The organism is Xanthomonas sp. NCPPB 2933, from assembly GCF_056725225.1.
The window spans coordinates 3117952-3138750 of sequence record NZ_CM161518.1 but is presented as its reverse complement, the minus strand read 5'-3'; the positions used below and the strand labels follow the sequence as shown (position 1 = coordinate 3138750).

Annotated in this window: 14 protein-coding genes and 1 pseudogene; 10 read left to right on the top strand and 5 right to left on the bottom strand. The window is 56.0% G+C overall.

The annotated features are described in order from the left end of the window. Positions 1–31: 31 nt before the first annotated feature. Positions 32–3475 carry a DEAD/DEAH box helicase gene (locus tag AC1PLU_RS12755; RefSeq protein ID WP_481106418.1) on the bottom strand — a complete coding sequence of 1148 codons (3444 nt, stop codon included), beginning with the start codon at positions 3473–3475 and terminating at the stop codon, positions 32–34. A gap of 276 nt (positions 3476–3751) precedes the next feature. On the opposite strand from AC1PLU_RS12755, the gene AC1PLU_RS12750 reads away from it, so the two are divergent. The 3 genes from AC1PLU_RS12750 (at position 3752) to AC1PLU_RS12740 (ending at position 5735) form a co-directional block, all read left to right on the top strand. Further along, positions 3752–4354, top strand: a complete 603-nt coding sequence (locus AC1PLU_RS12750) for a hypothetical protein (RefSeq protein WP_481106417.1) — start codon at positions 3752–3754, stop codon at positions 4352–4354. A 590-nt stretch (positions 4355–4944) separates the two neighbouring features. After that, positions 4945–5235 (top strand): type II toxin-antitoxin system TacA family antitoxin, encoded by a 291-nt coding sequence (locus AC1PLU_RS12745; protein ID WP_138922043.1) that lies wholly within the window; start codon positions 4945–4947, stop codon positions 5233–5235. Further along, entirely contained in the window at positions 5232–5735 is a 504-nt protein-coding gene (locus tag AC1PLU_RS12740) for a GNAT family N-acetyltransferase (protein WP_011269846.1), read from the top strand. The genes AC1PLU_RS12745 and AC1PLU_RS12740 overlap by 4 nt, the downstream gene beginning before the upstream one ends. A gap of 151 nt (positions 5736–5886) precedes the next feature. Here AC1PLU_RS12740 and AC1PLU_RS12735 read toward each other — a convergent pair whose 3' ends face one another. Beyond that, on the bottom strand, positions 5887–7278 hold the full coding sequence (locus AC1PLU_RS12735; protein ID WP_481106416.1) for a site-specific integrase: 1392 nt from the start codon (positions 7276–7278) through the stop codon (positions 5887–5889). Between the two features lie 460 nt (positions 7279–7738). Between AC1PLU_RS12735 and AC1PLU_RS12730 the strand changes: the two genes are divergently transcribed. Beyond that, positions 7739–8608, top strand: a complete 870-nt coding sequence (locus AC1PLU_RS12730; protein WP_481106415.1) for a MobA/MobL family protein — start codon at positions 7739–7741, stop codon at positions 8606–8608. Here AC1PLU_RS12730 and AC1PLU_RS12725 read toward each other — a convergent pair. The 3 genes from AC1PLU_RS12725 to AC1PLU_RS12715 all read right to left on the bottom strand — a co-directional run bounded on the left by AC1PLU_RS12725 (position 8600) and on the right by AC1PLU_RS12715 (position 9647). Beyond that, a complete protein-coding gene (locus AC1PLU_RS12725) occupies positions 8600–8827 on the bottom strand; it encodes a hypothetical protein (protein ID WP_481106414.1) in 228 nt (75 codons plus the stop codon). The genes AC1PLU_RS12730 and AC1PLU_RS12725 overlap by 9 nt on opposite strands. Positions 8828–8893: 66 nt before the next feature. Beyond that, positions 8894–9286, bottom strand: a complete 393-nt coding sequence (locus AC1PLU_RS12720; RefSeq protein ID WP_481106413.1) for a hypothetical protein — start codon at positions 9284–9286, stop codon at positions 8894–8896. Positions 9287–9335: 49 nt separating this feature from the next. Beyond that, the gene (locus AC1PLU_RS12715) at positions 9336–9647 is read right to left on the bottom strand and encodes a hypothetical protein (RefSeq protein WP_481106412.1); all 312 of its coding nucleotides are present in this window, start codon (positions 9645–9647) and stop codon (positions 9336–9338) included. Positions 9648–9837: 190 nt separating this feature from the next. Here AC1PLU_RS12715 and AC1PLU_RS12710 point away from each other — a divergent pair, with 190 nt between their 5' ends. From AC1PLU_RS12710 to AC1PLU_RS12685, 6 genes and pseudogenes are all read left to right on the top strand, one after another. Continuing rightward, entirely contained in the window at positions 9838–10191 is a 354-nt protein-coding gene (locus tag AC1PLU_RS12710) for a helix-turn-helix domain-containing protein (RefSeq protein ID WP_181120328.1), read from the top strand. 262 nt (positions 10192–10453) lie between these two features. Then, entirely contained in the window at positions 10454–12151 is a 1698-nt protein-coding gene (locus AC1PLU_RS12705) for a type IV secretory system conjugative DNA transfer family protein (protein WP_481106411.1), read from the top strand. A 266-nt stretch (positions 12152–12417) separates the two neighbouring features. After that, a pseudogene (locus AC1PLU_RS12700) lies at positions 12418–12630 on the top strand (hypothetical protein); the annotation flags it as partial. A 503-nt stretch (positions 12631–13133) separates the two neighbouring features. Then, a complete protein-coding gene (locus AC1PLU_RS12695; protein ID WP_481106410.1) occupies positions 13134–16940 on the top strand; it encodes a zeta toxin family protein in 3807 nt (1268 codons plus the stop codon). Between the two features lie 304 nt (positions 16941–17244). Next, complete coding sequence (locus AC1PLU_RS12690; RefSeq protein ID WP_481106409.1) at positions 17245–18543, top strand: HlyD family secretion protein; 1299 nt, start codon at positions 17245–17247, stop codon at positions 18541–18543. After that, on the top strand, positions 18540–20756 hold the full coding sequence (locus tag AC1PLU_RS12685; protein WP_481106408.1) for a peptidase domain-containing ABC transporter: 2217 nt from the start codon (positions 18540–18542) through the stop codon (positions 20754–20756). The genes AC1PLU_RS12690 and AC1PLU_RS12685 overlap by 4 nt, the downstream gene beginning before the upstream one ends. Positions 20757–20799 lie beyond the last annotated feature (43 nt).

The window sequence follows — 20799 nt, the reverse complement described above, 5'->3', positions numbered from 1 at the left end:
AGGAAGCCGTCCTGATGTGTAGCTGTCCTTATTAAAGCATTTGATCGAGCATCGCGAAATGGCCGGCTCCTGACCAAAGCGATCGGTTGCCAATCACATAGACGGCCTCCTTAGCACGCGTGACCGCGACATTGAGGAGGTTCGGCGTCGATCCAGCCCAGCCGCGCGCACCATGCTGGGCAGCTTGCGGAGCGCCCAGCACGAAGATCACAGCCTGGGCCTCGCGACCTTGGACAGTGTGCACAGTGCCAATGCGCTCTTTGGTCCACTCGTAAGGGCTATCCACCCAACCGGTAAGCAAGCCTGAGCGACGAACGAGTTCCCGAAGCTCGTCTTGCACGACGACAAACGGTGTGACGACATAGAGGTCAGGAGCGATGCTAGCCGTCTGCAACAAACGCAAGAGCGCGATCACCTGCTCGCCTTCCTCAGGCGAATACTTATCGCGCCCACTTCCGCGAATATCGATCCAGCGCGAAGGCCCCAAGACATCCCGGATGAGCGAAGCGTCAGGCACTTTGGCTTGAACCATGAGGTTGTTGTAAGCAACCCGGTTGGAAATATCGAACATCGGCGAGGCACAACGCCTATGCACCAAAAGAGGCGCGCCAACCGCGCGAGAACCTGAGGTGGTTTCAAAGCGCGCGCAGTGCAAGCTTCCATCGTCAGCAAGCGTTTGGGCAGAAGCGTTGGGAGCAGCAAAGCGATCCGGATCGACCTTGAACTCGCGCATCACTGCTTGCGTGAGCACGGGCGGCAGCGGGACCACGGGCTCTACCTGCAATGGATCGCCCACAATGAGCGCGTGCTTGGTTCGAAGGAGTGCACCAACGGTCGACTGAGGCGTTGCTTGGCCAGCTTCATCGACGAGCAACCAACCTAGGCTCTCATCAGGAAGCTGGTTGAGCATACGTTCGACTGATGCAAAAGCAGTGGAAATGACTGGCACCACAAGGAACAAGCTCGCCCATAGGTCTGCTGCCAGTTGCTTGCGATCGGTGCCAAGCTTGAAGTTGCTGCCGACAAGCCCATTCAAGTTGCGAAGGAGTGGTAAGGCTGCCGCATCGATAAAGGCGCGGTGGACATCCATTGCCGCTTCAAACAGCTCAGAACGCTGGGTTTGAAGATCGCGATCCAGCCAAGGCAACGCCAAATTCTTGGCGCCGTGCTCAAGATCGTGGAAGCTCGCATCAAGCACGCAAGCGCCGTCGCCCACTTGAATGCTTGCGCATCGAGCAAGGGCCTTGTCCAGCGCATCCTTTGCTGTGACGTGAGATGCGGCGGTATCATGGGCGGCTTTTCGCGCCTGCTCAGACGCTTGGAGGGCGGCATCTTCTTCGGACTTTAATTTCCGATAGGCAACTTGTGCTTGATCATGCTCGCGAGCGAGGGGTGTATGTGCGGCCTCCCACTGCTTGACGCTGATCGAACCAAACAGGCGTTTCAAGGCGAACAAACCAGGACGATCCCGCTCATGTTGGCTAAGTGCTTCCCGGCTGCCTTCAAGCTGGCTCCTGGCGTTGGTTGATATCGATTGTGCTGTCTGCCAAGTCTCCATCGTTGTGGAAGCGCTTTGCTCAGCATCGGCTCTTTGCCGCGAGGCGTGTTCTTCGCGCTGCCGAAGAGAGGGCAGTGCACTCAGCGCCTGCCGCAGTGCCTCCAATTCCGCCAAGCGCTTGCTCACTTGCGCTGAGCGGGTTTGGAAATTCTGTTTTGTTTGCTGCCAACGAGCCATCGCCTCAGCTGGATTGGCCGGAGCTTGGCAAAGATCAGCTAAGCCCTCGGGGTCGGCTTCTTGGCGCGGCGTGATACCACTGACGCGTTCCAGGTAGGTCTTGAATGAGAGATGCGACTCGGTCCAAAACGCCTTTCGAAAGCGTGAGCGATTGGCGCCGTTTCCTAGGACAGCTGCCGAAAGACCCCAGGCGTTTTTTCCAAGCAGCTGGGTTGCTAACGGTTCGAAGTAGCGAAGCGTGCTCCCGGACGCAATTGATTTGAGAGCCGGGATCTCTTCGCTGATGTTCTCGACTGCTTTGTTGTTCGAGCTTGCTACGACCATTTCGAAACCACGAAGCGACGGATCAAGAGCAAAAAGCTCATGGTTTTCGCCTCGGATGCGTTTACTCCATGCGGTCTTGAACGCCTTATTTGGATCATTGAAGGCGCACATGGCCTTAGCCCGACGCGTCAGCTGATCGGCCACAACATCGCGCAGTAGCGTGCTCTTGCCCGTGCCAGGAGGACCATTAACGCCCAGCAAGGGGCTCGTCTTAGGCAACTGTGAGGCGATGTTTACCGCCGCTTGCTGCAAGAGCGCAGGACGCTGGTTGGGTGGGGTGATCCAGCGGCCCAAGGGCGTAGTAGCGGGTGACAGCGCTTGGTCGAGCGCTTGGGGATCATGCAAAAGATCATGGCGTTCTGAGGGCTTCGTCTGGCCTAAGAAGCGCGCTAATGCGGGTGGAAGCGCCTGACGCATTGCGCGATCCTTGGCTCGGGCCAGATCGCGCAAGAAGAAGCTGTTGAGCAGGAGCGGGTCCGGGACGAGGCTGCTACGAAAGCCTATGTAGGCAGCGACGGCAAATTGCGGGCCCTGTACCAGCTCGGCAGGGAGTCCGAGGGTTTGCACCAGCCAAGAGAACGCCTTTTGGATTGTGGCGTAGGCGATCGGTGTATCCGTCTCACTTGGGTCGGGTCGGAGCTGCTTGGTCAGACCTTCAATCAGGCGTCCTTCCTCCTGTGTCCAAGCTGCCAAGCTTTGCAATGAGCCGCCAAGCGCCACAGGTAGGCCCCAGCCGAACGCCGAGAGGGACACCGGCATTTCGCCAGCCAGAAGCCCATCTTTGTCGACCAAGATCGACGCCAGAACGACTTCGCCTTTGATGTTGGGTGGGTTGGGGCGTGCATCTTGAAAGCGCGTTAGAAGCTTGCTGAAAGCGGGCTCGGCTGCAAGTGTTCCCAGGATGATATGAAAGTAGACCTTGAAGTTCGGCTTGGAGCGGGCTGAGCTGCTATCCCAAGGCAGTCCTGGTCCAATCGAGACGATATTTTGCGCGATGTTGCTCGCAAGTTCTGCGCGTCGCTTGAAGGTCGTAGGAGACAACACTTCCAGAGCCGACCAAGCATCCAGAATGTCGGGAGCGCGATTGGTGTAGTTCACTGGTTCGAGGTCAGGCGGGGGGATGGTGGGCCCAGCCGGATGCTCTGCCGTATCGCCCGGCTCAGGACGAGAACGCATTGACTCGGTTGGGGCGTGGCGTGGCGCAGGCGGCGCCTGGTTGTGCGCGCGGTCAGCCCGGTCCTGTGCCTGGTAGCGATTCAAGGCATTGACCACCTCCGTAGCAAGCTCCTTGGCACGCGGAGTTCGGCGAAAGCCAAGTTCCTCCGCGAGTTCTGCAAGCGTGGCCTCGTCGGAAAGGGATGCAGCGTAAAGCTCTTCGAGCTGGTCGATGGACTTAGATAGGTGCGGGCGGCTCATCCGTGGGCTCAGGTGCAGAATAGGCCTAGCTTCGTAACTGCGGCGTTCATCGTCAAGCTTCTAGCGAGTTTTTCGCCAAACGAGGATTTTGTTAAATCAGTCCGTCGGCATTTTTGCGAGTTTTCTGTGCGGGTTTTAGAGCCAATTCCCAACCACGCTTCTAGCCAGCTCATCGAGAGTGGGCGGAATTGTGTCCTTCGTCGCGGAATGGCAGGCGGGCGTTTGCGTTTGCGTAGGGTGGGTGACCAGATAGCACGCCGTGGCCCTGGTGCTGTAATGAGTGCAACCGATCTGATTGCGGAAGTATCCAAGACGAGCTTCGCTCTGTTTTGCCAATTGCTTGGTCAGAGCAGAAAAACCGTGTGGCGGCGCATTAGCTTCATGATGCTCATGGGCATCTTGATATGCGTTGGCTCATCTATCTTTGTCAAGCTCCTGATGGCCGAAATTGACAGTCGCAATTCCCAGCGAAGTGCCGAACAGAGTTGGGCAATTGAGGATGCTTTTCGTTTTCGTGCACTCAGCGCCATTGATGATTGCATCGGGGCCATGCAACGCAAAGACCCAGAGGTGGTGTGGTATTGCGACGAGGCGAAGTGGAGCTACACACAGGTTGTTTGGCCGACGCCTCAGCAAAGAGAACAGGAGATCATCAAGCGTGAGGTCTACTGGGCCATGCGCTCGGACCTGCTGATGCAGGAGCATCGTGCAGATGCCAGTCGAAAAGCGGCTAAGCCGGAGCGATGGGAGCGGGCAGTTGACTCACTCAGCAAATTCGAATGGATGTTGACGGCCTCGCTCTTGGTGCTAATTCCTTACTTGTTGGCCAGTGGTGCGCTGTATTGGGGTCTCGGACGTTGGGGATCCCAGAAGACTTGACCAAGTTTCTGGGCGATGAGGGGGATGTAAAGCCGCTTCGAGTGAGGCTGCCACACTGACAAGCTTCTAAGAGCACGCAGAAAGTGTCTCTTGGTGACCTAGGAATAGACCTTCGTGCGCTTGTTGAATTAGCTGGCGAACTGACCTGGCACATAGCGAGGCTAAGCGACGCTTGGCTTGAACTTCCTTATAGCAGCGATTGTGCTTGCTAAGACATGCATCGGTGCTTGGTGAATGTAGTGCGTTTGCAGGACCGGCGCGGATTTTGCAGGCGTATGCACAGTGATTAGCGCTATGTCCGAAGGTGTGACTCCTGCGGCGTGTAGCTCCGTGTTCAATGTATTGTGGAAGCCCATGGAAGCCAATCCCTGGGAAAAGGCCGAGCTGGCGCGGGCTTGATCGCATCGGCTTTTGCCTTAGCGCTGAGCAAGCACGACAGCTGGGATGCTTTTTAGCTTCTAGAAAAGAATTGGGAGCTTGCCGGGACAGGCGAAGGCATATCAGCGTTGAGAAGTCGACCCCAATATAGGCTTGACAGATACGGACAATGTCCGTATAGTTTGCCTAACCACTGAAAATTAGGTGTCACCGTGGCAACCACCGCCTTCAATCTCCGTGATGCCCGCATGGAGTTCAAAACTAGTAGTGCTATGAAGGAATTGCTTAGCCAAGCTGCGGCGTTGAATGGGCTTGACCTCACATCGTTTGTTCTTGGATCGGCGGTAGAGCAAGCTCGTCGGGTTATTAATGAGCATTCAACGATCACGCTCAATCAGGAAGGACAAGCGGCGCTGAGTCAGTTGCTGGCTAACCCTCAACGTCCCACCGCCGCAATGCGGCAACTCATGGATCTTCCCGATTTGCCGTTGCGTCAGAAGTGACAGTTCAACTTTCGCATTTTGATCCCGATGTCACCTACGCTCTACAAAAGAAGTTTGATTGCGGGGTCGAGGTAATCAATAACTTCGTAAAGAATAGCCTGAAGCAGCAGGTTAGAAAGAGTCTGAGTGTCGCTTATGTTCTAACTGATGCTAGTGAGTCAGATAAGTTCATAGGCTTCTACACGATTGCTCAACATCATATTAAAGTGTTGCCGGAGTCAATATATTCAGGCTCCCTTCCTAATGCTATCCCTTGCTCCCGGCTGATCATGTTAGGGGTAGATAAGGGTTATCAAGGCAAAAAATACGGATCCATGCTTATGAAGCATGCACTTGAATTGACAAAAAATGCTGCAAGGCAAATTGGCAGCTTTGGCATGTATTTAGATGCTGACCCCGGTGCCGTCAATTTTTACACAAGCCTTGGTTTCCATTTGCTTAATGGAAACGCGGCACCGTCGCCTTCGCCAATGTTTATTCCTATTTCTTCAATTGCTTAATGGTTCAAGGGCCGCCGATCAATTTTCCCCTCCTGGTTGGGATGTTGATGGAAGAAGACGTAATGGTGCGTGTGGTCGTCACTGATTCGAACAAGATCCCAAGCCATGCCGCATCTGTGCAGCATGGCGTTGCAAGCCAACATGGCTCGTCTTAGGGATACATCTTCGCGCCCTTACGCAGCTTCTCTTTGAACTGGCCCTGCTGATACACCGGCAATTGAACGCTCGGCTGATAGAGTGATAGTGCTGCAAGTTGTCTTTGCATGACATTGCCAGAGGACTTATGGATGTAGTGGTCTTGCAGCACTGGCACGCTCTTAACCAGCGAATGTCCCGTGAGCAAAGCAATGTCCTGAGGCGTGATGCCTGCCGCATGAAGCGCCGTGGCCAGGGTGTGTCGGAAGCCATGGAAACCGATGCCTTTGGCAAAGCCAAGATCTTTGAGGTAGTCGCTGAATTGGTTCAAAAGCCCTTGGCTATACCGGCAGTTGCTCGCGCCGCTTTTCTTGTTCTTGCCAGCAGACAAGTGCGGGAACAGTCTGGGATGGCCACAGGCCTTGATGTCGGCAACGAAGTCCAAGAAGCCGGCATTGATCACCTCAGGATGCAACGGGATCTTGCGGATTGCGCTCTTGCCTTTGAGGCGTTGGCGAGTCTGAGCACCGTTGGACTGGGCGAGATCGTCGTCTGCTGTCATTCGGATAGCCATGCACCATTGACCGTGTTCCAAGATGATGTCGGCAACTTTCAGTTGCGCGACCTCATTGATACGTGCCCCCGTGTAAAGGCCTAAGATCGGTCCCCACCAGCGATGAGGGAACTTAGATGCCCAGGCATTGAATGTCGCAGGATCGAAGATCTTCTGAATATCACTGGACGACAGGAGCCTGGATGGCGTTGTGGTGTTGGTGAGGAGTGATGGCTTCTTGGGCTTGAACGCTGCCATCGGCGAGTGCGCAACAGCTTTCGTTTTGAGCAACGCATTGAAGAAGCTTGTCACCATTCGGCGATGCAGCTCGGTCGTGGCGCTTGCGGGGCAGGGCACGTTGAGTGCTGTGCCTTCGCGGATGATGTCTTCGGCGCTCATGGACTCAAACCGTGGGTTGCTGGTCAGGCCCGGTGGTGCCCAACGCAAGACATCCCACATCTGGTGAATGTGTTGATGGTCGATCTGTGAAACAGGCACATCTCCACAGGTCAGGCGTAAAATTTTGAGGGATCGAGCGGCAGAGTTGATCGTGGTGTCCTGCAGATCACGGCGCGCCATGTCTTTGAGGTAATCCGCGATCTCCACAGAGAGCAGCCGGGCAGGTGATCCTGTGGGAAGTGCTTCTGGATAGCGTGATCGAGGACGGCGAGTGCGAGATGCACAGAAAGTTTGCCAGGCACTTTGTAGCATTCCGCTCAATTGGATTGCGGCTTGTCGTCCGCGAACGGTAACGTCGTTAAATTGCGTCTTTCCGACTTGAATCGATTTGAAGTGAAGTTGTTCGCCATCATTGATGAGAGGGACAACGGGCGGTTGGTTTTGCGTTGGAGTCATCGACTTTCCTTTGGGTTGAAGATGATCCAGCGATAACGTCAGTCTTTAAGCTGTCAAGAATAAAAAAAACGAAATAATGGATTTAGTCGACGCCTCGGTGTCTTAATGATTGAGTCGAATAAGTGGCAAGAGCATTTTAAAAGTTAATTAGGTTAATTGAGCTAAACCTTTATGGGGTGGCGCTTTCGCGCGCTTCCGGGTTTCATCACTAGTCAACTTTTCATAGTGTTTATTTTTGGAAAATAGACGCCTAAAGGCTGTCTTATTATATTTTATTATAAGAGCAAGATTAGGCGTTGGAGAAGATATTCGCAGATTTTAATTCACATTCATTGAAAATGAACTTAATATAAACGATGGTCGCGGGGCTTAAAAACCATCACTCTTTAGGCATTCGATTGTGGCGCGGTTTTTATACTTTTTTGCTCTTGCTGGGGGAGAAACTTGAGGTCATACAGGAGTGACCTTCACTCTTTGGTCCCACATGGCTATCTTTCATGTTCGCGTCAAAACTTTCAGTCGTTCTAAAAATCAATCCGCTATTGCTGCCGCAGCGTATCGGGGCGCGATGCTTCTCACTGAGCCCAACGGAAGGCTTCACGACTATCGCGCGCGCCGGGGCGTGCTCAGAACTCGATGTTTTGTTCCAACGGGTTCTCCGGCCTGGGCCGATGATCCTCAGGCGCTTTGGACGGCGGCAGAGGCTGCCGAGAAGCGCAAGGACAGCACGCTGTGTCGGAACTTCTGCGTTTCGCTCCCGCATGAGCTGAACGATGCGCGGCGCTGGGATCTCGTCGACGACTTAGCTCACCGCTTGGTGGATCGGTATGGCTTTGCGATCCAGGCAAGCTCACACGCGCCTGTCCAAGGCGATCCACGGCACTTCTATGCGCAATTGCTTGCCACTACACGGAAGATGACCCTCGAAGGTCTAGCTGCCAAGACGCGCGAACTGGATGGACCCATTAATGGACGGACTGAGGTGGAGTGGGTCCGGGCAATGGTCGCCACTCAGATCAATGCTCATCTGTCGAAGGCAGGTGTTCAAGCCAGAGTAGATGAGCCTCATCCAGTGACAACGCCAACACAGGCCATGCGAGCTGATAGTTCAGCACTAGTCGAAGGCGAAGCGGGTTTTGCATCATTGCTCAACCGTTATCGGTCTGGCGGGGTGCTCATGGATGTTCCGGAAGGGCACAGTGCGGAGCGAGCGTTTGCAGACAGACGTCTTGCTCTCAGCGCCAATGAAGTGCTCGCGCCCCAGAACCCAGGCGGTGAGGTCAGGACGGACGGTCAAGCGGGCGAGGCGGCCTCGGATACGTCAATGTAGATAGGGCCGCATGATCTCGCGCTGCAATGCAGGCATGTCGTAGCGGCCAGCTCGGTATCCGTCGAGCGCTTGTTCAAGGTGAGGATCTAGGCCGAAGCCCTTCTCCAGGAATTCTTCAACGCAATGCGTCAGAAGCTCCTCGCGGAAATGCAGCTCGTCGCTGTCAAGCGACGAACTGGCCTTCAATGCTCTGTTATAGATTTTTGAGTTCTGGTTCATGCCATGATTCGTATCAGAGAATCACTAATCGTCAAGGCGGCGACGTCATGGCTGCACAGAAGTCGGTCAGAGCTTCTCGCCCTCATTGATCGCCTGATTCAAGATCTCATACCACTGGTTCATCTCGCGCTCGTTGCCGAACTTGATCGTCCAGACTGGATGATCCACATCTCGAACGCTGACCGTGATCGTTCCTTCCCGCCTTGAGTTGTGCCAGTGCTTCTCCCAAGAGCGAACATCCATCAACGGGTAGATCTTCACTGTCCTGCCGACACGAATCTTCAACCGCGACCGCTCAATCGAGATCGCCAAAGCTCCTTGTCGTCCAAAATAGAAGCGATCAAACTCCCGACCAAAGACCTCCCGCTGGTTGCGCAATCGGTCAGCCCGATTGACGGCAACGGCGACCAGCACCGCTGTGCCCAGGGCAAGCAAGATGAGAAACGTGCTAACGGTCATGTGAACTCCTGAGAACAGAATGGGACCATCGTGGGTTGCAGACGCATGGCTATTGGACGCGGCCGGTGATCTTCCAAGTGCCGCCCACCTTGGTGAAGGTGTAGACCCCATCCATTAGATGACCAAAGTCCCGCTCCATGGCTTCAACCTTGGCACTTACGTCACAGGTGTAGCTGGGCGCACCTTCCGCCTTCGTGCACTGGTTACTCTCGAAGTCTTCGATGCGCGCCTCTTCATTGCTGTTCGCTTTGACGAACTGCAAAAAAGCGTGCTCCCGCTCAGTCTCAGCGGGGCCGCCGCCAGAGCAAGCCACTAGAGAGACGATCAACGTGCCGATGATGGCAAAGCGAGCTTTGGACATAGGAATCCTTGGATAAGCGAGAGCAAACGGATTGGCACAGATGCATAGCCGTTTAAGGCGGGCATGGCCGCCTCAGGCATCGGCCCCGTTGCAGTTGACAGCGTGCCGGGGCAACGTCAGTATGCGTTCAACGAATGATTCGTTCAACGAATTTTTGCAAGGCGCGTAACTCACGTTCATCCTTGTAGGGATGAGCACCCCCCAACCTGACATCCTGTCGTTGTTCGCTGCGCGGCTTAAAGCGCGCCGCCTAGCAATTGGCCTTGTGCAACAGGACTTGGGTGTCGCTCTTGGATTGGAGAGTCGCATCGCTCAGGCTCGCATCAGCCGCTACGAAACGGGCACGCATGTCCCAGATCTCAAGACTGCCTTGGATCTGGCCGATGCACTTGGTGTGTCCCTCAGTTCCCTGGTCGCCGAGTCTGATCGTCTTGGTCAGATCATCGAGCTGGTGCGCCAGCTGCCCGAGGGTCAGCAGGAAGAGCTGGCGAAACACTTGTCGGCACTCGCCGCATCGTCTCCTTCGAAGGCCGAAAAAGAGTAGGCCGAACAACCTAGGCGACGGACAAGCTCTCACTCGGGGAGCAGCGAAGGACGTCGCAAAATTGCGGCTCAGCCCAGCGCAGCGGCCCGCCTAGTCCATGGTGCGAAAGGTCCCGTTGCTGTCTTGGCATGCTTCCCGTCAGACAATTCCTAAACGGATGCCAACACCCATCCGATCTGAACGTGCGGTGTGATCCTGTAATCTTGCGAGCGGACGGTCGTTTTCAAACAAGCCAGGGATCACAGATGGAAGGCAGCGCGTCATGACCGGCAAGACCAAGCTCAGCGTCGCCATCGTGCTCTTGCTTCTTGCCCTCACCGCAGGCATCTACCTCTCCGGTCAGTTGATCCTGATGCTGTTGAAGGTGGCTGGGCCGCTTAGCGTCGGCACCTATTGGTCTTACGTCAAAGCCCTCGACCTTCCCCAGTTCGCTCCCTATGCCACCAAGATCAAGCTGGTTGGTGCCCTCGGCTTCGGCGTGCCGCTCCTGGCCTGGTTCGCACTGCTGATTCCACTGTTCAAGCCAAAGGCCGCCGCCTTGCATGGCGACGCGCGCTTTGCTTCGGGCAGTGATCTGGCCAAGAAGGACATGCTCAAACCGTCGCCAACCGGCATCGTGGTCGGCAAGCACGGCGGCAAGTTGGTGCGCCTGCCTGGTCAGCAGTTTGTGATCCTGGCCGCGCCCACGCGTTCCGGTAAGGGCGTGGGCATCGTCATTCCCAATCTGCTCGACTACCAAGGCTCGGTGGTGGTTCTGGACATCAAGCAGGAGAACTTTGATCTGACCTCGGGTTGGCGCAAGAGCCAGGGTCAAGAGGTGTTCCTGTTTAACCCATTCGCGGAAGACGGGCGCACCCACCGTTGGAATCCACTGAGCTACATCTCGCCCGATCCCGCATTTCGTGTGTCGGATCTGATGAGTGTTGCGGCCATGCTCTACCCAGATGGCTCCGACGCCCAGAAGTTCTGGGTGAGCCAAGCGCGCAACGCGTTCATGGCGTTTACGCTCTATTTGTTCGATAGCTTGGACGATCAGATCAAGCGCAAGCACCCGAAAGAGACCTGGATGTTCCCAACCCTTGGGATGCTCTATCGCGTGTCATCTGGCGATGGGAGCGACTTGAAGGGCTACCTCAAAAAGCTCTCGCAGCGCGAGTTCCTGGGCCGCGACGCCAAGACAGCGTTCGACAATTTGCTCTCGCAAGCCGAAGAGACCTTCGCCTCGATCATGGGCACGTTTAAGGAACCGCTCAACCAGTTCATCAATCCGATCCTGGATGCGGCCACCAGCGGCAATGACTTCTTGTTGACTGATGTGCGCAAGAAGAAGATGAGCATCTACATCGGTATCCAGCCGAACAAGCTTGCCGAAAGCCGCTTGTTGATCAACCTGCTGTTTAGTCAGCTCATCAACCTCAACACCAAAGAGCTGCCGCAGAACAACCCAGCGCTCAAACACCAGTGCTTGCTACTCATGGACGAATTCACGTCCATCGGCCGGGTCGACATCATTGCAAGCGCGGTGAGCTACATGGCCGGCTACAACATCCGCTTGCTGCCGATCATCCAGAGCATGGCGCAGCTGGATGCGACCTATGGCAAGGATGTCTCGCGAACGATCATCACCAACCATGCCTTGCAAATCGTCTACGCCCCACGCGAGCAGCAAGACGCCAACGACTACTCGGATATGCTCGGCTACACCACGGTGCGCAAGAAGAACAAGTCGCACACCAGTGGCAAGCAAAGCAGCGTGTCTTATTCAGAAACCGAGCAGCGCCGCGCCTTGATGCTGCCGCAGGAGTTGAAGGCGATGGGGTTTGATAAGGAGGTCTTCCTCTATGAAGGCATCCCAAGCCCTGTGCTCTGCGAGAAGATCAAGTATTACGAAGATGCCTACTTCACCAAGCGCTTGTTGCCGAAGGTGAAGATTGAAGCCTTACAGATGGCGCTTGCATGAGCGATAGCACACCTTCCAATAAGCCTCAAAGTCGATTGAAGGCTGATGGCAGCCACAGTCAACAGCTGCTGCGCGACCTGGCATTAATCAATGCGCGCACTGTGCAGCAGTTGGGGCAATTGCAACCAAGTGCATCCGTAGAAAAACCTAAGCGTAAGCCCAATTTTCCACGTCCAATGCAAGGCCTCAATCAGGATGCTCTTATGACTCAGACCAACGATTCTTCCCCTGATTCGGTCGGCAAACGACCGCCAGTGCCACAAGGCTTGCGCGAAAGCTTCAAGGATTACCCCGATCACATCGCGCGGTTGGAAAGCGCCCTCCAAGAGTCGGTCGATAAGCCATCGCCGATCACCCCTCCGTTGGAGTTTGCGATCTGGGCGATCGAGGGCTGTATCGATACTTTCATTGACGAGTCACGCGAAAAGCTACGCATTGCGGAGCAAACAGTTGACCAAGAGGCAATCGCACTAGCGAGGTCAACGCATCTGCTTATGCTTCACAGCGCCGCTAAGGGCGCATGGAAGGGGCAGAACTTGATGGATTATTTTGGCTTCCCAAGTTCGAAGTATCCCAATGGTCAAAGCCAGCGCACCGATCAGGATGTTCAAATGACACAGGAAAATTCTCCTTCATCTGGCTCGATTGACGAATATCCTCCCGTTCCCGAAGGGTTGCAGAAAATTTTTCAGGAATACCCTGAATATATGGATAGATTGAAATCGGCCCTCAAAGAGTCGGTGGATAGTCCGTCATTGGTCACTCCTCCTCTTGAAATTGCAATATGGAACCTAGAAGATTGCTTGGATTCCATCTTGGGTGAGGTCAACAGGGAGCTTAGGGAAGCTGAGGAGGACGGTGATCCGGTAAAATTGGAGGCGGCCGAGAAAAAGCGTAGGCAGCTTGGGCCTGCGGGGTTCAGTCACAACTGGAAAGGCAGCAACATGTTTGCCTACTTTGAAGCACGCGGAAATCGGCAGTCATGAACGGAATTCAAGACCCGCTTGATCTGGGACAGCACGAAGATATTTTCAGGAAGCAAATTCTAGCTGACCTGAATTTTGAGGGACTCTCAAGTTATGAAAGTCCTAGGGCAATCATTCTGGCGGGCCAGCCTGGAGCTGGTAAAGGCAGTTTAGCGCGAGCGGCAAGCAGCGATTTGCATGGTGATTCCATAAAGATCGATCCTGACGAGCTTCGCAGATATCATCCAAGGATAGATGAGTTTCGGCATGAAAATCCGTTCTCTTGGTCAAGTCGGACTCATTCCGACGCAAGTCAATGGGCCGATGAACTTTTAGCGGAAGCTACCTCTTCAAAGAAAAATATAATCTTCGATACAACCTTGGCAAATGGGGAATGGGCATCGAAGACGCTCATTAAAGGTCTTCAAGACAATGGTTATGAAGTTGAGGTCCGCGCCGTTGCGTCACCTAAGCTAGAAAGCGAGCATGGTGTCGACAGCCGATTTACGGCGAATATCGACAGGGAGGGCTATGGTCGTTATGTGCCTGAGGGCGCGCGTGATGCAATCTATAGCAGAATTCCGAGTAGTTTAGACACGATCCATGCAGTCAACAACGTGCCCATCCGCATCTTCAATCGTGAGGGCACCGAGCTTTACGACAGCCGCACCGATGCACGCATGCCTGGCCAAGCGATGGAAGAAGCGCGCAACGCGCGGCTTAGAGATCCGGCTTTCACAGAGCATCTTCGAGAGGCTTGGCAAAAACAATTCGATTGGCACCGTGATCTGCCGGAACACGTGCAAGAAGTCCCCAGATCCGATCCTGCTCTCCAAGCCAAATTGCTCGCTGAGCACGCCGAGCTGCACGTCAGTGACGGCGTGAACAGCCGGCTGGAAGGCATCGCCACTATTGATGAACTCGTGCGGCCAGGGGCTCCGCCTGCACGCGTGCCTGTGCCGGAGCCGGAGATCCCAGGCCTGCGTCGCGCCGGGATGACAGCAGGGCTTGCGGGCTTGGGTGTTGCCGCGACCGCCTACGATGCGTCGCAGACCGGAGAGCGTGTTGGCACGCTGTTGGCACAAGACAACCTCACTGCTGCACGCTCAGAAGCGTTGCACTTTGCTGCCCGAGGCGCGGGCGGCTGGGCGGGCGGCGCCGCTGCCGCTGCCATTGTTGGCACAACCGGTGCAGGCCCTGTCGCGCTGGTGGTGGCCGATGGTTATCTGTTCAGTGCTGCTGCCGACAAGGCCGTGACGCTCTGGGACAACCGCCAGATCTATACACAGACCGATAAGCAGGGCGTGAGCTGGGAGTTCAACGGCAGCCAGTGGCTTCGCCAAGAAAAAGCCGACTTGCAAGACGATGGCGTGGATACGCCACAGAAGCAGGGCATGTTCGCGCTGCCCGAAAAAGCGCGCGAGCTGAACTATCACGCCAGTGGCGAAGCGACCGAGCAAGCGCTTGGCAAGGTGCAACCCAGTAATCCTTATGTGCAGCCATCCAGTGAGACAGATGCTGCGCATCTTTACGCACGGGATTGGCGGCATGATCCGGCAAGTGGCCAGTGGTCTCGGATGGTCGCCGACGACGTCGATCGGAACGATCGGCCCATCTGGACGGTGGATCCAGCAAGCCCTGAGCGCAATGCCGCGTTGGACCAGCAAGCAGCCCAGGTGGTTGACGCCAACATCGCCCGAGGTCCGGCCGCAATTGCAGCAACCTATCAAGCTGCGTATCAGCGCAATGGTTGGGGGGACTTCGGCCCCGTGCCAGCGGCCGTGCAAACAGCCTTGAACCCGGACTCGTTGCAAGCCTCGGACGGCAAGCAGTATCAGCGCGATACGCAAGGTCAGTGGCGCCATGACGGCGTTGCTGCCGAAGGCAATGTCCCGTTGGAACTCAACGCAACGCGCGAACGCTTGCAACCGGCATTGGAGCAGCACGCGCAGGCGTTGGCACAGATGCCTGCAAGGCCAACGCCAACGCCACAGCAGCAAGACCAGGCCAATACCGAAGCGACCTATGCCGCCTATGGCGTTGCGCCCAATGCCCAGACTGCAGGCGCGATCCAGCTTGCGGTGCAAAAAACCCGTGAGGCAAACGGGATTGATGCCGCGACCAGCTCTTTGGCGTTGGAGCGTGATGCGACCGGCCAATATTCGGTGGACAGCCCCATCCAGCATCTGAGCCGTGGTGCTGATGGTCTGGTGCGCGTCGCAGCAACCACCAGCACCGCCGACATCCATCAGGCACTCGGCGAGGTGCAGTCACTTCGGCAAGAACAATTCCCTTCGTCCGGTGCACCAGACCTGCGCATTGATGCGCAATCGCCACAAGAGCGCGATGCCTACGAGCAGGCGTTGCGCGAGGCCAATCGGCAGGGTGTTTCCACGCAAGAAGCGCAACAGGTCGCAAGCTTCGCCGCAACGACGGTCACCGCTCCGCATGTGGATGAAACCCAAGGGCCTCAGGCAGCCATTGATGCGCAGAGGGATAGAGACGTTGCACGCGCTGCTGAGCAGCCTGCTGTAGCAGAGGCCGGCACACCTGCTCCGGTCGTGATGCCTGTCCCCGTCAACGCGCCTCTGCCAGAAGACGCGCGCCCGGTCGCCAAGCCTGCCGAGCCGAAGCCCGAACCTGTCCAACAACGCAAACCACAAGAGACCCAAGCGCCTGAGGTTGCCGCACCCCCGACAGCCGGCGCAGTCCAGCCTAAGGCGGAGGCATGGGTTCCAACGGCGGCGAGCGCGTCTGCGCCGAGTGCCGGGCCCGCATCATCCGCTTCGACCTCTGCCGATCAAGCGCCTACTCAGGCCACTGTGCCGACGCAGCCGCCGGCATCAAGTGAGGTGGAAGGGCTGCGCCTCGGCGATCGAGGGCAGGAGGTCGAGTTCTTGCAGTATCGCTTGCAGCAAGTGGATGCCCGTGGTCCGAACGGCCAGGCCGTGCCGCAAGACGGGCACTATGGTCCAGAGACCGAGCATGCCGTGAGGCAGTTCCAGCAAGACCAAAGGTTGCCGGCAACGGGCGTTGCCGGCCCAGACCTGGATGCTGCATTGTCCCAGACACAACACGCGCGCCGAGATGCCTTGAAACCTGCAGCGCCGGCATCGGCGAATGCGGCGGTGGAGCAGGGCGGTGAGCAGCAAGCCCGAGTAGTCATGCCACAGAACGATGCGCCATCTGCTGTTCCATTGCAGGCAGAGCAGCAAGAGGCAATGCAGGCGTCGTCGCCGACAATCCCAACACAGAGCGATGCGCCGGCACAGATCGTCTTGCCTGAGAGCACGTCATCCTCCTATACGTCATTGCCTAGCTTTGGTGGTGCAACTGCCCGCTCTAACGCACACGAACACGATGAGGATCGGGTTGAGCAAGCAAGGCCCCTCCAAGATGCCGCTCAGCAGGCGTTTCCCTCTGATCATCGGGATTACGCGTTGTTCTCTGCCATCCAGGCGCAGCTCCCCAGGGGCACATCCGTTGAGAAAACGGCCGAAGTGCTGCATGCCGTCAAAGAGTCAGGGATCGAGCGCGCGGATGAACTCCGGAAAGTGACCGTCCAAGATGATGTCGCATTTGTGTTTGGCAAAACGCCGGGTTTCCACTCGGAAGTCGCGCTCAACACGCCATCGCCTGGAATCAATGACACCTTGCAGAAGACGGAAGCATTGGATCAGCAACGGGCGCAGGAGATGGTGCAGTTCCAGCGGGAGCGCGAAGAGATCGACAAGAGCCCAACTGGCCCCGTGATGACGATGGCCGCTCGCTCTCAACAGCAAATGATGTCAGACACGTCCAGTGGTGATGGGGGCGGTGGCTGATGTGGTGGAAGCCTAGGATCGGCGTGATAACAATTGGGAGCAGCACGTGCTCTAAGTTGATGTTGACGCGTTTTGTGCGCTATCCGCCGTGTTCCGACTCCGCAATGTGCGGCTGCGCTTTGCGCAACGCACCTTCGCTTGACGCAAACCTTGGTTGCTGAAAAAGCAATAGTGTTGGGCTTGCAACCTTAGGTTTGGCGCCAATGCCAACGCCAGATCAACAAAATGCAAATGTAATTTTAATGTCTGCGCGGGTAGCCTCAACTTACGCAAGTTGTGCAGTAGATCTCGAAGTGTAGGTGCTATGGATAGCGAGTCAGGTCAGACGGATGACGCAGAACAACCGCTCTTTCGCAAGCGAAAGGGGCCGGAGACAACTTCCACACTCGGCGACCTAAAAGATGCGTTTCCCTCGTCTATCCGGATCTGGATTGGCTGTGGCTGTGTGCTTTTCCTCTTGCTGGCCACGTTTGTTCTGACCGCGTCTTACTCCAAGCGGGAGCACGTGTCGGGCCAGATCATTTCGACGCATGGGCGAGTGGATATCCGCAGTGGAACGCCTGGCCTCATCCTGTCGACGACATTGAAGCCCAATGCCTTGGTCAAGAAGGGCCAAGTGCTTGCGGAGCTGTCAGCCGACATCACCGACGAAGCGGGTCGCTCTTTGTCCGATGAGACGATCAAGCGTGCGCTCACCCGATCAGAAGAGCTGACCAAGGAGCAATTACAGACGCATGACTTTTCTGGCCAGCGCGAGCGGGAACTGACGCGTCAAGTCGAAGAAACGACCGGCGCGATGCAGGAAGTCGCTCGCAAGATCTCAATCTTGGAAAAGAAATACGCCAAGAACAAAGAACTCTTGAAGACCATTGAGCCGCTGCTTGCTGAGAAGTATGTGTCCAAATACACCTACCTCACCTACGAAAATGCTCTCTTGGATGCAGAAGCGGAGATCCAGGATGCCCGCGCGCAGCAGTCCACACTTCGTAATCAGCGTGCCGCATTGCTGGGTGAAATCACCGAGATAAAGACAACCGCCAGCAGACAAGCGAGTGAGATCGAGCGTGAGAAGTCCACGATCGAAGATCAAGTGGCCAGAGCCAAGTCCGACCGGCTGCAAACCATCACTTCACCCTTGAGCGGCACCGTTGCAGCAATCTATGCATCCCAAGGTCAGCGCATTGGCACCGACTCGATCATCGCGTCCATCACCCCAAGCGAGTCGGTGTTCGAAGCTGAAATTCTTATTCCTTCCAGGGCCATCGGACATGTGAATGTCGGCACCGAGGTGCTGCTCAACATCGCCGCATTCCCGAAAGCAAAATATGGCGCCATCCAGGGGCGCATCGCATCGCTGTCGACGCAAACAAGTCCGCTCGGTGAGTTGGAGCGCCGCTATGGTCGCCAGTCACCCACCGAACCGGTTTACACCGCCAAGGTGGCCTTGCCTTCTCAAACCATCAGAGTCGCCCAAGAAGCGAAGTCCTTTCTGCCGGGGATGGAAGTGGACGCGGAACTGATCTTGGAGGGCCGCAAGATCTGGGAGTGGATGTTTGATCCCTTCCAAACCATGGGATCACGCTTGACGGGTGAAAAGCGATGAAGGACGTCTTGACGCCATCAGCCAATGGCGATGCCGAGACGGATCGCTCTGCTGAACCAAGCCTGGTGTTCTCCTCGAAGCGCCGTGTGCCGCATATCCGTCAGACGGAGTCGAGTGAGTGCGGCCTGGCCTGCATTGCGATGCTGCTCTCCTACTACGGCCATGAAACGAGCCTCGGGGAGCTTCGCAACCGCTTTACGGTGTCAACCAGTGGGGCAACGCTCGCTTCGCTGATTGAAATCGCTGACGCCAACGGACTCACGACGCGTCCGCTTCGCTTGGAGCTTTACGAACTGCCCAAGCTGTCGTTGCCTTGCATGGTCCACCTACACCACGGGCACTTTGTCGTGTTGACGGCTGTGCGGGGCGGGCATGTGCACATCAGCGATCCCGCAACAGGCGTCAAAAAAATCAAGCTCGATGAGTTCGATGAGCTTTTTAGCGGCATTGCGTTGGAGGCGCATCCGGGTCCGGCCTTCAAGAAGATAAAGAGCGTGCCATCGGTGTCGCTTCGCGATCTGGCAGGCTCGCTTCGGTCCCTGGTGCCCGCGTTCTGGGGTGTGGGCATCTTGGCGCTCTTCTTGGAAGGCTGTGCGCTGATTGCGCCGCAATATCTGAGACTGACCATGGATCAGGTGCTCAGCGTCAAGGACGATGGTCTGGTCACCACATTGGCGATCGGCTTTTCGATCGTGCTCCTGGTCCAGCTCGTCTTGACCGTTGCCAGGAAGTGGACCTTGCTGTGGATCTCTTCGACCACTGGCTTACGGTGGAGCAGCAACTTGTTCCGTCACCTGGTGTCGCTACCCCAGTCGTATTTCGTAAAGCGGCACACCGGGGATATTTCAAGCCGCTTCCAGTCGATCTACTCCATCCAACAGTCACTCACGACGAAGATGATGGAAGCGGTCATCGATGGGGTGATGTCTTTCCTCATGTTGTTGCTCTTGATGAGCTACGACGCGCCGCTTGCCTTCGCCTTGTTGGCTTTCACCATTGCCTATGTGGGTTCGCGCTACGCCTACTACGCCAAACTGAAAGAAGCCAACCTTGATCAGATCAACATTGATGCACGCCGACAAAGCTTGCTCTACGAAACGGTCCGAAGCATCCAGCCCATCAAGCTGTTCAACAAGTCAGCGCTCTGGGCGTCGCGCTTCACGAACTACAGCGCGAAAGCGACAAATGCGACCATCGGGGCCGAACGCATCCGCATTGGGTTCGATTCTGTCCAGCTTCTCATCCAAGGCCTGTGCCGCATCTTTGTGATCTGGGAAGGCACCCGGTTGGTGCTCAGTGGGGATATGACGCTCGGGGTGCTGACGGTCTTTTTGATCTATGCGACCCAGTTCAGCCAACGCAGCATCAACTTGGCCGACTACTTGATGCAGCTCCGGCTGCTTCGTTTGCACACAGAACGCATTTCAGACATCACGCACAGCGAGCCTGAGTCGTTTCTGCATGGCAACGGCGCGCTGGAGGATGCTGCGCCAGCTATTGCCATTGCTAACGGCTACTTCCGCTACTCGTCCACCGACAAGTGGATCATGAGCGCCTTGCAGCTCAGGGCCCCGTCAGGCCAAGTGATTGCAATTGTCGGGAACTCAGGCGTGGGTAAGACCACACTCATCCGCGTTCTGGCGGGGCTTGAAGATCTTCAAGTCGGGGACTTCTTAGTCAATGGAGAGGATCTGCGCAAGGTCGGTAAGTCGAGCTACCGGAGCAAGGTCAGCATCGTCATGCAGGGAGACAATCTGTTATCGGGAACGCTGTCGGAAAACATCTCCATGTTCGATGAGCACATTGACCAAGAGCGTCTCGTGCAGGCTGCGAAATTGGCATGTATCCACGACGATATTCAGCGCATGCCAATGGGCTTCAACACCAGAGTCGGCGACTTGGGAAATACGCTGTCAGGCGGTCAAAAACAACGGATCTTCTTGGCCAGAGCCTTTTACAGGCGCACCAAGTTGTTGTTGATGGATGAGCCAACGACTGGGGTTGATGAGCAGATGGGTATACAGCTGATGAAGAACATCAGGAGCATCGGCGCGACCACAGTCATCGTGACGCACGACAAGAACATCTCTCGGATGTGCGATATGCACTATCTCTTTGTGGGTGGGATCCTAAGGCCTTTGATCAAAGAGCAGCCCAGCAAATTTGAACAGGACGAGGCCGGGGAAACGGCTGAGAAGTCCAGTCAAAAATGAGGAGTTACAACGCTTATCAAAATAAGTTCAAAGGAAAAAGAGA

Bases quoted from the DNA above. Each gene is read 5' to 3' on its own strand.
- AC1PLU_RS12755 (WP_481106418.1), bottom strand. From the start codon at position 3,475: ATGAGCCGCCCGCACCTATCTAAGTCCATCGACCAGCTCGAAGAGCTT.
- AC1PLU_RS12750 (WP_481106417.1), top strand. From the start codon at position 3,752: ATGAGTGCAACCGATCTGATTGCGGAAGTATCCAAGACGAGCTTCGCT.
- AC1PLU_RS12735 (WP_481106416.1), bottom strand. From the start codon at position 7,278: ATGACTCCAACGCAAAACCAACCGCCCGTTGTCCCTCTCATCAATGAT.
- AC1PLU_RS12725 (WP_481106414.1), bottom strand. From the start codon at position 8,827: ATGAACCAGAACTCAAAAATCTATAACAGAGCATTGAAGGCCAGTTCG.
- AC1PLU_RS12720 (WP_481106413.1), bottom strand. From the start codon at position 9,286: ATGACCGTTAGCACGTTTCTCATCTTGCTTGCCCTGGGCACAGCGGTG.
- AC1PLU_RS12715 (WP_481106412.1), bottom strand. From the start codon at position 9,647: ATGTCCAAAGCTCGCTTTGCCATCATCGGCACGTTGATCGTCTCTCTA.
- AC1PLU_RS12710 (WP_181120328.1), top strand. From the start codon at position 9,838: ATGAGCACCCCCCAACCTGACATCCTGTCGTTGTTCGCTGCGCGGCTT.
- AC1PLU_RS12705 (WP_481106411.1), top strand. From the start codon at position 10,454: ATGACCGGCAAGACCAAGCTCAGCGTCGCCATCGTGCTCTTGCTTCTT.
- AC1PLU_RS12695 (WP_481106410.1), top strand. From the start codon at position 13,134: ATGAACGGAATTCAAGACCCGCTTGATCTGGGACAGCACGAAGATATT.
- AC1PLU_RS12690 (WP_481106409.1), top strand. From the start codon at position 17,245: ATGGATAGCGAGTCAGGTCAGACGGATGACGCAGAACAACCGCTCTTT.
- AC1PLU_RS12685 (WP_481106408.1), top strand. From the start codon at position 18,540: ATGAAGGACGTCTTGACGCCATCAGCCAATGGCGATGCCGAGACGGAT.